The sequence below is a fragment of the Rubrivirga sp. genome, assembly GCF_049648075.1.
Classification (GTDB): Bacteria; Bacteroidota; Rhodothermia; order Rhodothermales; family Rubricoccaceae; genus Rubrivirga.
In genome coordinates this window covers 1-10,394 of the sequence record NZ_JBARYR010000023.1, presented here as the reverse complement: position 1 = coordinate 10,394, position 10,394 = coordinate 1, and the positions used below count along the sequence as shown (strand labels likewise).

Sequence of the window (10,394 nt, the reverse complement as noted above, 5' to 3'; positions counted from 1 at the left end):
CGCTCTACCACGTCGGCGGGCTGGGGATCGTGATGCGCTGCGTCCTGGCCGGCGCGACGATGGCCGTGCCTTCGAGGTCGGCGCCCGCCGCGGAGCGCGTCGAGCGCTTCCGGCCGACTCACGCCTCGTTCGTGTCGACGCAGCTCCAGCGACTCTTGGACGCAGACGCCGACCTGTCCAGCCTCCACGCCGTCCTGCTCGGTGGCAGCGCCATGCCCGCCGCGCTCATCGACCGCGCCCTCGAGGCCGGCGTCCCCGCCGTCGTCTCCTACGGGTTGACCGAGATGACCTCGACCGTGACGGCGACGCGCCTTCCGCCCTCGAGGTCGGATCTCGCCACGTCCGGCGCCCCGCTTCCCCACCGCGACGTTCGAATCTCCGACGACGGCGAGATCGAGGTCGGCGGCCCCACGCGCTACGTCGGCCGCGTCTTCGAGGGCGAGATCCTCCCGGCGCCCGAGTGGCACCCGACCGGCGATATCGGTCGGTTCGACGCCGAGGGCCGACTGATCGTGACCGGTCGCCGCGACCTGCAGTTCGTCTCGGGCGGCGAGAACGTCCACCCCGAGCCCATCGAGGCCGCGCTCTCGGCTCTCGACGGCGTCCTCGAGGCCGTCGTCGTCCCCGTGCCCGACCTCGAGTTCGGGCACCGGCCCGCGGCTTTCGTCCGCCTCGAGGATGTAGATCCGACCCGCGACGCCTCGACCTTTCTCAGGACATGCCTCGAGGACGTGAGAGCGACGCTGCCGAGCTTTATGGTGCCCATCGTCGCCTACGAGTGGGGCGGAGCGGAGGGTCTAAAGCCGGACCGCCCGGCGCTCACGCGAGAAGCGGAGCGCCGGACGGGGGAACGTTCGGAGTAGCGACAGTCGTCCTCGAGGACGACCCGCTGGCTACAACAGGTCGGTGCGGTAGTCCTCGATGTCGACCTCTTCGCGCAGGCCGGCGAGCCAGGCCTGGAGCACGCGCTGGCGCTTCCGCTGGAGCAACTCCGCCTCGAGAGACTCGCGAACTTCGGCAGTCAACTCCCCCGGCGTCGCGCCACGGAGAGCCGTCGTACGAACCACGAACGCGGACTGGTCGCCCTCGATGACGCCGCTCCGCTGTCCCGGACGAAGCCCGAACGCCGCGCCGACGGCGGTCGGCTCCAAGCCGAAGCCGGGGAGGACGGGGCGGCTCATGAGGAGCTCCGACGCCTCGACGACCTCGGTGCCAACGGCCGACGCGAGCGCCGAGAGGGAGCCGGCGCTTTCGAGAGCGGCCTCGAGGGCGGCGGTCTGGACCTCGCGCTTGCGCTCCAGCATGACGGCGCTACGAACCTGGTTCTCGACCTCCGCAAAGGGGGCCGGACCGGCCTCGTTCCTCTCGATCAGGCGGGCGACGATAAAGCTCGTCCCGGCGTCCAGCGGCTCCGAAACCCGCCCTTCGCTCGAGCGAGCCAAAAAGCGGAAAAAGTCCCGCCCGACATCGAGGCCGGGGAGCTGGCCGTCCTCGGTCACCTGGATCTCGGTCGGGGCGATGCCCCGCTCCTGGGCCTCCTCCGTGAAGTCGCGGCCCTCCAACTCGATAAACGCCTGGAAGTCCTGGGCCTGCTCGACGACGCGAGCGAAGTCGGCCTCGACGGGGCGCGAGATCTGGACGAGCTCGACCTCTTGGGATGACCGGGCCTCGACCAGGATCAGGTGCTGGCCGAACTGGGACTCGACCGGCCCGACGACCTGTCCGATCGGAGCGGAGAACGCGGCGTCCTCGAACTCGGAGACCATGCGGCCGCGGCTGAACCACCCGAGGTCGCCACCTCGGGCCTTGTTGCTCTCGTCCATCGACTGCTGACGGGCCGCGTCCTCGAAGGAGATCGCTCCGGCCTCGATGCGACGCTTGAGCTGCTCGGCGACTTCTTCCGCGCCCTCGGGTAGCAAAATGTGACGAGCCTTGAGCGACGTTTCGTCACCGTCGCGGACGCCCATCACGCGGGCCAGGATGGCCTGGTCACCGGCCACGACCGGACCGACGACGTTCCCCTCCTCGAGGTTGGCAAAGACGGCCGTCGCGAGCTCCGCTGGAAGATTGCCAGCCCCGACGAACTCGGGGTCGACGGCCGCGCCGAACGAGTTGCGGCGCGCGTACGAGACGGCGTTCGGTGCCGAGCGGAAGCCCTCGATGAACCCTTCGAGCTCGTCGGTGGCGCGCGTCGAGTCGTCGGCGGTCGGGGTCTTGTCGAAGGCGACGTACTCGAGAGTGTAGGACTCAGGCCGGTCGTAGTCGCTCTCGTTGTCGCGGTAGTAGGTCTGCAGGTCGCGGTCGGTCACCTCGACCTGGTCGTCCGGGACGTCGGCGTAGCGGAGCGCGACGAACTGGGCGGTCGCCTGGCGGTTCTGGCGGATAAACTCGGCCTCGACCTCGCCCGGCGTGACGCGAGCCGTCGCGGTCACGAGTGCGGCCAACTTGGCCTGGCGGCGGTTGCGCCGGACCTGCTCCTCGATGGCCTGGAGCTGCTCGCCGAACTGCGGGTCCTCGACGACCTGCTGCAACGCGGCCCGGTCGACGCCGCCGTTCCCGTCCGGGAAGACCTGCGCGATCAGCGGGTCCGGGTCGTCGCCGGTGATGAGCGCGAACACCTCGTCGTCGGTCACCTCGACGCCGAACCGGTCCATCTCGCGCTCGACGATCGCGTTGTCGACGAAGCTGTCGAACACCTGGCTCTCGATCTGGCGCTGGAGCGAGCCCGTGACCTCGAGGCCCTGGGCCTGGTACGCGTCGAGCTGCTGGTCGACGGCCCGCTGGAACAGCTCGCCCTCGATGATCTCGCCATCGACGCGGCCGATGATCCGGGCGTCGGGGCCGCGGCCCACGTTGTCGAACGCGCCCGAGTCCTGGAGCGCCCACAGGCCGCCGAAGGCGACCACGAGCACGCCGACCATGACGCCGCCGGCGCGCTCACGGATGTTGTTCATCATTCCAGCCATGTCAGTCCGCCTCCGCGGTGTCAGTCTTTTGTCGTGGCCGAGCCCCCGAACGGAGCTCCCAAACCACAACGAGCCGACGCGCTCGCGCCGACTCGGATGGCCGCGAAGATACGGGGAGGACAGGGGGGCTCCTGGGGGAAAAATCAGAGGAGCCCGCGTCCCGACCTCGACGCCGCGGCGGGCGCAGCATGGTGTTCGGCCTCGAAGACGCACCTCGGCCGCTGGTCCGCTTACCCGAGCCGGAACGAGATTGAAACGCGGATGTCGTAGGTCACAGCCTGCCCGTCGACCTCGAGCGGGACGAAGGATGTTCGCCAAACCGCACGTCGCGCGGCAGCATCGAGGAGCGAGTGGACAGGCTGGCTGGCCGCCGTGCAGAACACTTTGCCCGATGAACTCACGACGGCGACCACCACGACCGTTCCCTGGATGCCGTTTCGACGCGCCTCTCGGGGATAGTCGACGTTGGCATTGAGCGCGTCCGTCCCACCAGCGACGTACTGGTCGGCGGCGTCCTCGAGGACGACTGGCATCGTCAACTCTGAAAACACGGCGTCCTGACAGGGAGGCCCAAAGTCCTCGCGCTCGGGAGCGACTGCCGGGGCCGAGCAGCCCGCGACCAACATTGAACACAGGGGAGCCAGGCGCAACGTCATCGAGGGCGAAAGGCCCAAGGTGCGACGGCGATCGGTCGAGGAGTGCCGGAAATCGACCTCGGGGTCTCGTCCTCGAGGAGGGCTACGCAGCGACCGCGTGGTGCTGCATCTGGCCTCGAAGCGTTTTGAGCGTCTTCGACAGGATCTGTGAGATCCGAGCCTCGGTCAGGCTGAACTCGCCCGCGATCTCGCGCAGCGTCATGCCCTCGAAGTAGTAGAGGTTGACGATCTTCTGCTCCCGCTCCGGAAGCGTCTCAACGAGTGCCTCGACGAACGCGTAGAGAGAACCGCGCTCGGCCTGGGCATCGGCCGGCTCGACGCCGGGGGCGGGCAGGACGTCGATGGGAGAGGGGCGGTCCTCGTTGTGACCGTCGAAGAGGGAAAGCGAGAACCGCTGCTGGGCGTCGTTCTGCAGGCGGTGGTAGGCGCTCACGGTGACGCCGAGACGTTCTGCGACCTGGGCCGCGCGCGGTTCGTCTCCAAGCTCCTGCTGAAGCGTCTGTGCTGTCCTGTGGGCCTCGGCGACGCGGCGCCGGCGGTCTCGGCTTAGGCAGTCGATCGTGCGTAGGAAATCGACCAGGGCGCCGCGGATGCGGCCGTAGGCGAACGACGCGAACGGCGTCTTGCGGGCCGGGTCGTAGCTCTTGAGCGCTTGGAGCATCCCCAGCATCCCCGCGTTTTCGAGGTCGGGGTACGACGCCAACGGGTGGTCGGGGAGCGTGATGCGTCGCGAGAGCGAGCGAACGAGGGGGAGCGCGGCGACGGCGACGGCGCGGGCGTAGGCGTCGGTCTGGGGTCCGTCGGTGTCACGTTCGGCGGCGTACCGCTCGACGGCGTCCTGGAGCGAAGAGGTCATGGTCGGCGTCAGGCGGGTCGCGTCCGGGTCGCTCCGAGCACGAGCGCGGCGCCCACGAGGGCTGCGGCTGCGAGCAGCACCGCCAGGCCGACCGTCTCTGACTCACGGGCGACGAGCGCCAGGAGCCCGAGGGCCGATGCGGTGGGGAGAGACCAGGAGTTCACGAGGGTGGAGAGGCGTGTGCCTGCCCCATCCGCAAGGGCGGTGCCAGCGCGTGCCCACGCACACGTCTGCTTCGAAAGAGCCTGAATCGACCCCGCTGATTGGAACGCAAACGCGCCGTTCAGCTCCGATTAAACCTGTTTGGAGCGCATCACGACTCGTATCGGCCGGTCCCCACCGTGGTTCAAACACTTAACCCGGACGGTACGGATCCGTAACGCGCCCGGTAGAATGGGGCGTCCCGCGCGGCGCCGTCGAGTCCGAGATCCGGCCCGTTAGGTGACCGGGCCACCTTCCTCCGGGGCCTCGAGGGCGAGGTGCTCCCCGGACTCGAGCGCGCGTCCGAGGGCGTCGAACAACCGGTCCACGTCCTCGACGGTGTTCCAGACGAACGGTGCGAACCGGACGACCTCATCGCGTCGAGCGTCGACGTAGACGTCCTGCGTCTTAAGCCACCGCGCCATCCGGCTCGCGTGCTCAACCTCGAGGACGATCATGGCGCCCCGGCGCTCGTCGTCTCGGGGGGAGCGGACCGCGATGCCGAGCGCTGAGGCGCGGTCCAAGGCGTGAGCGCCCTTCGCTAATGTGTCCTGGCGGACGGTCGGGATGCCGGCGTCGAGCAGGATGCGCATGCCCTCGACCGCGTGGTACATCGAGGCGACGGCCGTCGTACCGGCTAAGAACCGGCGTCGGACGATGGGATGGTCCTGGGGCTCGTCGCAGAATCCGAACGGGTCGGCGTCCGCAAACCAGCCGGCCAGTCGAGGACGGAGGTCTAGGCTGGAGCGCACGTAGAGGTGCGCGTTCCCGCTCGACCCTGACGCTTCCTTAAGCAGACCGCCGAAGTAGACGTCCACGCCCAGCGTCTCGACCTCGACCGGAATCGAGGCCGTCGCGTGGTACCCGTCGATGGCGACGAGCGCTCCGTGTCGGTGTGCGACCTCGACGATGCGCTGGATCTCGTCGTCGGTCAACACTGCGCCCGTCGCGAACCCGACGTGGGAGATCATGACCCACGCCGTCCGGTCCGTGACGGCCTCGAGGACGGCGTCGACGTCGACACGCCCGTCCTCGAGGGCGACCTCGACGGGCCGGACGTCGCGCAGGCCGTTCCAGCGCTGGACCGAGTGGCGGACCGAGGGGAACTCGCCGGCGGTGAATACGACGTCGGTTCGGTCGTCGAACGGCTCGTCGCACGAGAGCAGGCACTGGACGGTCCAGTGGACGTTGGGCTGCAGGATGCAGGTGCCGGGCGCGGCCCCCAGCATTGGGGCGACATAGGTGTCGGCCAGGTCTCCGGGGAGCGACCACCAGCCGGTCGGGTGGCCCAGGCCCCAGCGGTCCGGGACGCTGTTCCAGGCGTCGACGCCGCGCTCGGCCCAGTCGGTGCAGAAGCCGGCCATCTGCTCGGGCACGGTCCGGGGCATCAGCCCGTGCGTGAACGCGCGCAGCTCGACGGCGGGGGACGGCGGGTGGACGTAGAGGTCGCGGAGGTCGAGCACAGGAGCGGATACGAGATTCAGAGTTCAGGGTACGCCGTCCTCGAGGTCGGGATCGACACCACATACAAGTTGTCATCCCCGCGAAGGCGGGGATCCAGGGCGTGCGAAGCTCCCCGTGCCCTCACGCCTGGCTCTGACGTCCGAACGTGCGTCGGTTCCTCCTCGAGGTCGATACTCTGGATTGGCTGCGCCTTCGCTTCGCGGTCCCGCCTGCGCGGGAATGACGTTGGCCTTGGAGACGAGGCGGGTTGGGAGTAGGCCTCCTTACCTAGATGCAGTGCGGACGACCTCGAGGTCACTACTTAAGCCCGATCAGCCGCTCGATCACGTCGACGCGCGAGACGCCCTCCGCCTCAGCGTTGAAGTTGGTCACGATGCGGTGGCGCAGGACCGGCACCGCGATCCGGTTGACGTCCTCTGCCAACGGCGTCACCCGGCCGTCCAAGAGCGCGAGCGCCTTCGCGCCGAGAACGAGGTACTGGCTCGCACGCGGTCCTGCACCGTACGAGAGGTACTGCGTCACGAAGTCCGGCGCGCCGTCGCGCCCGGGCCGCGTCCTCGAGGCCAGACGCACGGCGTGCTCGACGACGTGGTCGGCGACGGGGGCGTTGCGAACTAGGGCCTGGAACGCCTTGAGGTCGTCCGTGGACAGGACCGACTCGATCGAGGTCGAGACACCGCTGGTCGTTCCTTTGACAACGTCGACCTCGTCTTGGAACGGCGGGTAGTCGAGCCACAGGTTCAGCATGAACCGGTCGAGTTGGGCCTCGGGAAGTGGGTACGTGCCCTCCTGCTCGATCGGGTTCTGGGTCGCCAGCACGAAGAAAGGAGACGGCAGGTCGAACGTCTGGCCCGACGCCGTCACGCGTCCCTCTTGCATCGCCTCCAAGAGCGCGGCCTGCGTCTTGGGCGGCGTCCGGTTGATCTCGTCGGCCAGGACGACGTGGGCGAACAGCGGCCCCTTGACGAACCGGAACGCCCGTCGCCCGGTCTCCGGGTCCTCCTCGATGACCTCCGTGCCCGTGATGTCGCCCGGCATCAAGTCCGGCGTGAACTGGACGCGGCTAAACGACAGGTCGAGGGCGTCGGCGAGGGTCTGGACCAAGAGGGTCTTCGCCAAGCCGGGTACGCCGACCAAAAGCGCGTGGCCTCGGGCGAGCAGCGCGACGGTCAGCCCTTCGACGGCTTCATCTTGGCCGATCACGTTCTTCCCGACCTCGAGGCGGATCCGGCGGTACGCCTCAGCGAGGGCGGGCACGGCGGCGGGATCTGTCGGGTCGATCATGGGGCGGGGCGGCCTCGAGGCCGAGTCGGACGGGGCAGAGGTCGCAGCACGCCGCGACGCTGGGGACGGTTCGCGTTCGAGCCCTCGAGGGCGGCCTAAACGCCGAGCTCCCAGTCGTCCTCCCCTCGGAGGTGGGGGTTCAGAGCGGCGTCCTCGAGGTCGATCTCACGAATGAACCGACCTCGAGGGCGAACCGAGCACGCTCGATCGCTGGGGTGGTCGGAGCCTGGGAGCCCCGCACGTCCTGGATCCCCGCCTCCGAGGGGAGGACTGAGACAAGGGACCACAGCCTTGCGAATGGGGACGCCCTCGAGGACGGGTCAGTTGGCGGCGAGAGGTTGGTATCGCTCCGCCCGCACATCCACGTAGACGCTGCGCTTGAGGTCCTCGACCCACTCCTCGAGCAAGAGGTTCTGCTTGTCCTGGAGCGCGTAGCCGCTCAGCAACGCGTAGCCGTCCGCGATGGACAGCGTGTGGGCCGGCGTCCGCTTCTGGAGCAGCACGACGTGGTAGGCCTTGGTCTGGTCGGCGTCCAAGAGCGTGACCTCGCCCGGCATCGAGATCTCGCCGACCTCGAGGGTGTCGAGCGTCGCGCGCCACTGCGGGCCGAGGCCGTCGATCTGCAAGTCGCGCTGCCGCGTCTGCGGGTCCGCGACGAAGCCGCCGCGCTGGGCCGAGAGCGGGTCCTGCGAGTTGCGCCGGGCGATGGCCTCGAACGGCGTGCCGGCCAAGACCGAGTCGCGCAAGACCTCGAGGCGCTCTTGGGCCTGGACGCCTTCGGCCTCGCCGGCCTCGATGCGGAGCAGGATGTGGTTGAACGAGATCCGCTCGCCCTCGCGCTCGTTGACGCGCATCACGTGGTAGCCGAACGGCGTCTCGAAGACGGGCGAGAACGCGCCGATCTCGGAGTTGGCCGCTGCCGCACGGAACCGAGGCTCGAGGTCGCCCAGGCGGAGCGTCGTGTAGAGCCCGCCGTTCTGGGTGCCGTCGCGGTTCGTGTTACCGGGGTCCTGAGAGTAGAGGTTGGCCAGGTCCTCGATGGTGCCGAGCTCAGCGACCATCGAGTCGCGCAGGGCGTCGGCGCGAGCACGGACGGCGGCCTTGGCCTGAGCGTCGGCCTCGGGGACCTGGACGATGTGGGCGACACGTACCAACTCCGGGACCTCCGGAAGCTGGTCGGTCGGGATCTGGCCGAACCACTCGCGGACCTCGCCGGGCGTGATCGTGATCTCGCGGACGCGTCGGCCCTGGAACTGCTGGAGAAGCAGGTCGTCGCGGACGTCGTCGCGGAGGGAGACCTTGACGTCCTCGACGGAGCGTCCGTAGGCGCGAGCGAGCGCCGCCTCGCCACCGAGCTGGGCCGCGAGCTGGGCCACTTGGGCATCGACGCGTTGCTGGACGATGTCGTCGGTGACGTTGAGCGTCGTGTCGCGGCGGGCGTGGTCGATGATGACCTTCTGGCCAACGATCCGGTCTAGGGCGCGGCTCCACAGGTCGGGTGGCGCCTCACGGCCCTGGGTCGTCTGAGCGACCAGGGCGTCGACCTCGGAGTAGAGCACGACTTGCTCACCGACGACGGCGGCGATGCCGTCCAGGCGCGTGCCCGGGACGACGGGCTGAGCGGACACGCCGACGGTGGCAGCCAAGGCGAGGAGAACGAGGAATCGGCGCATGCAGAAAAACGGTGTCAAACGAGGAATCGGGCCATGAACGGAGTTACGAGTCCGAGCGTGCCCCAGGCATCGGTTTCGCGGTCAACTCAAGTTGGCCTCGAGCCTGGGCCTCCGACCGGAGCTGCTGGAGCAAGCGGGCCTCGGCCTCTCGGCGATTTCGGATCGCGATCCGCTCAGAGAGCTCGTCGCGGACCATCGAGAGCGGGGGGACCGTGCCGGCAGGAACGCGGTCGACGACCTGGACCACGTGGACCGATGCCCCGACCGGAACGGCGACGACCTGGGCTCCGGCGGGCAGAGACGCGACTCTCAATCCGAGTGCTTCATCGAGAGCGCGGATCCGGCCCTCTGGGACGTACTCGGAGGCGAGGGCGACCGCGCCGTCTGGGTCATCGGTGAACTCGCGGGCGATCAGGACGAACAGCGAGTCGGGATACTCCGAGGTCAGCGCTCGAGCCAAGGCGTCTCGGGCCTCCGTCGCGCGCCCGTTCGTGATCCGCAGGTGCCGGAGCCGGACGTACGGCTCGCGCAGGGCCAGGGCGTCGCCGTTGACCGCGTAGTAGTCCTCGAGGTCGGCCTCGGTCGGTTCAGCGGGCGACTGGGCGAAGTAGGCATCCAAGGCGGCGGCCTCGAGCGTGGCCCGCTCGCTCTCGTCGAGGAGCCGCTGGACGCCGGGGTCCTGGTCGAGACCCTGGGCGCGGGCCTCCTGGACGAGCAGCTCGCGCTGGACCCACTGCTCCACGACGTGCGACCGTGCCGTCAGGCTGTCGAGGCCCGATGGCGCACTGCCGATCGCGTCCTCGAGGTCGGACTCCGTCAAGACGGCGTCTCCGACACGCGCGACGACGTCGCCCTCGAGGACGGCCGGCTCGGCGTCGCCGCAAGCGGTGAGGGTGAGCGCGAACAGGAGGAGGCCTCGGGTCATGGCGGCGCCGGTGGCTCGCTATTGACCGCCGATGACCGTCGGTCGGCCGTCGACCTCGGTGGGCTGGACCACGGACGAGACGGCGGGGACACGCTCGGGGTAGACCTCCGCGCCGTACCGCTCGCGGAGCCGCTCTTCCCACTCTTCCTCGACCTGCTCCTGGTAGCCCGTGATCAACTCGGCGCGGGCCTCGGCGAAGGTCTTGGCGCGGGGTGCCTCGAGGGCGTCGTAGACGTAGACCGTGCGGCGACCGCGCTCCATCGTGACGCCGGTCCGCTCGCCGGCCTCGAGGTCGAGCACGGCGTCGAGCGCGCTGCCCGTCGAGTCGGCCACGTAGACGGTGTCGAGGCGGACCACGTCGGGGCGCAT

9 protein-coding genes and 1 pseudogene are annotated in these 10,394 nt (G+C 69.3%); 1 reads left to right on the top strand and 9 read right to left on the bottom strand.

The annotated features are described in order from the left end of the window. Positions 1–863 (top strand): AMP-binding protein (locus tag WBA11_RS00730; RefSeq protein WP_424518818.1); only part of this gene is annotated, 863 nt, incomplete at its 5' end. Positions 864–893: 30 nt separating this feature from the next. On the opposite strand, the gene WBA11_RS00725 is transcribed toward WBA11_RS00730, so the two are convergent. The 9 genes and pseudogenes from WBA11_RS00725 to WBA11_RS00685 form a co-directional block, all read right to left on the bottom strand. Continuing rightward, positions 894–2,966, bottom strand: coding sequence for a peptidyl-prolyl cis-trans isomerase (locus tag WBA11_RS00725; RefSeq protein WP_424518817.1), 2,073 nt, complete (start codon positions 2,964–2,966; stop codon positions 894–896). Positions 2,967–3,196: 230 nt separating this feature from the next. Continuing rightward, positions 3,197–3,499: an energy transducer TonB gene (locus WBA11_RS00720; protein ID WP_424518816.1), complete on the bottom strand. Its 303-nt coding sequence runs from the start codon at positions 3,497–3,499 to the stop codon at positions 3,197–3,199. 205 nt (positions 3,500–3,704) lie between these two features. Continuing rightward, positions 3,705–4,478: a sigma-70 family RNA polymerase sigma factor gene (locus WBA11_RS00715; protein WP_424518815.1), complete on the bottom strand. Its 774-nt coding sequence runs from the start codon at positions 4,476–4,478 to the stop codon at positions 3,705–3,707. A gap of 8 nt (positions 4,479–4,486) precedes the next feature. Then, positions 4,487–4,642 (bottom strand): hypothetical protein, encoded by a 156-nt coding sequence (locus tag WBA11_RS00710; RefSeq protein ID WP_424518814.1) that lies wholly within the window; start codon positions 4,640–4,642, stop codon positions 4,487–4,489. A gap of 273 nt (positions 4,643–4,915) precedes the next feature. Beyond that, positions 4,916–6,142: an aminotransferase class V-fold PLP-dependent enzyme gene (locus tag WBA11_RS00705; RefSeq protein WP_424518813.1), complete on the bottom strand. Its 1,227-nt coding sequence runs from the start codon at positions 6,140–6,142 to the stop codon at positions 4,916–4,918. Positions 6,143–6,440: 298 nt separating this feature from the next. Then, positions 6,441–7,427, bottom strand: a complete 987-nt coding sequence (locus tag WBA11_RS00700) for an AAA family ATPase (protein WP_424518812.1) — start codon at positions 7,425–7,427, stop codon at positions 6,441–6,443. Positions 7,428–7,747: 320 nt separating this feature from the next. Next, complete coding sequence (locus WBA11_RS00695; protein ID WP_424518811.1) at positions 7,748–9,100, bottom strand: peptidylprolyl isomerase; 1,353 nt, start codon at positions 9,098–9,100, stop codon at positions 7,748–7,750. Between the two features lie 43 nt (positions 9,101–9,143). Next, positions 9,144–10,025 carry a peptidyl-prolyl cis-trans isomerase gene (locus tag WBA11_RS00690; protein WP_424518810.1) on the bottom strand — a complete coding sequence of 294 codons (882 nt, stop codon included), beginning with the start codon at positions 10,023–10,025 and terminating at the stop codon, positions 9,144–9,146. A gap of 18 nt (positions 10,026–10,043) precedes the next feature. Further along, positions 10,044–10,394: pseudogene (locus WBA11_RS00685) on the bottom strand (hypothetical protein); the annotation flags it as partial.

Coding starts and splice junctions, on each gene's coding strand:
- WBA11_RS00725 (WP_424518817.1), bottom strand. CDS start 2,966: ATGGCTGGAATGATGAACAACATCCGTGAGCGCGCCGGCGGCGTCATG.
- WBA11_RS00720 (WP_424518816.1), bottom strand. CDS start 3,499: ATGCCAGTCGTCCTCGAGGACGCCGCCGACCAGTACGTCGCTGGTGGG.
- WBA11_RS00715 (WP_424518815.1), bottom strand. CDS start 4,478: ATGACCTCTTCGCTCCAGGACGCCGTCGAGCGGTACGCCGCCGAACGT.
- WBA11_RS00700 (WP_424518812.1), bottom strand. CDS start 7,427: ATGATCGACCCGACAGATCCCGCCGCCGTGCCCGCCCTCGCTGAGGCG.
- WBA11_RS00695 (WP_424518811.1), bottom strand. CDS start 9,100: ATGCGCCGATTCCTCGTTCTCCTCGCCTTGGCTGCCACCGTCGGCGTG.
- WBA11_RS00690 (WP_424518810.1), bottom strand. CDS start 10,025: ATGACCCGAGGCCTCCTCCTGTTCGCGCTCACCCTCACCGCTTGCGGC.